This is a genomic window from Acinetobacter sp. A3 (assembly GCF_012371415.1).
Classification (GTDB): Bacteria; Pseudomonadota; Gammaproteobacteria; order Pseudomonadales; family Moraxellaceae; genus Acinetobacter.
On the sequence record NZ_JAAZQW010000103.1, the window covers coordinates 1 to 544 of the forward strand.

The window sequence follows — 544 nt, forward strand, 5'->3', positions numbered from 1 at the left end:
TGGTAGCGGGAGCTGGATTTGAACCAACGACCTTCGGGTTATGAGCCCGACGAGCTACCAGACTGCTCCATCCCGCATCAACGTGCAAAAATTATATACAAAAATGAATAAGTTTTCAATCAAACTTAGCATGTTTGCCTGACTAAGTTGCACCTTAATCAGTTAAGTCTAACAAGCTTAAGGCTTATTACACTCTTAAATCTTGGTAGCGGGAGCTGGATTTGAACCAACGACCTTCGGGTTATGAGCCCGACGAGCTACCAGACTGCTCCATCCCGCAACAATATGCAAAAATTCATCTCAACTTTAAATTAAGTTGCCTAAGTTTATTTGCAATTAAACTTAAGATTTGATTGGTAACGGAAGCTCGGATCAAACCACGCAACCTTCACTAAGTTATCAAGAGTTGAGCCCTATGGACAACCAACTAATCAAAAAAAGGCATTACCAAACCATTAAAAATGGTAGCGGGAGCTGGATTTGAACCAACGACCTTCGGGTTATGAGCCCGACGAGCTACCAGACTGCTCCATCCCGCATCAAC

Annotated in this window: 3 tRNA genes; all 3 read right to left on the bottom strand. The window is 43.2% G+C overall.

The features are described from left to right. Positions 1–77, bottom strand: a tRNA-Met gene (locus HHA42_RS13425). Positions 78–203: 126 nt separating this feature from the next. Continuing rightward, positions 204–280: transfer RNA gene (locus HHA42_RS13430), tRNA-Met, on the bottom strand. A 182-nt stretch (positions 281–462) separates the two neighbouring features. Further along, a tRNA-Met gene (locus tag HHA42_RS13435) sits at positions 463–539 on the bottom strand. Positions 540–544 lie beyond the last annotated feature (5 nt).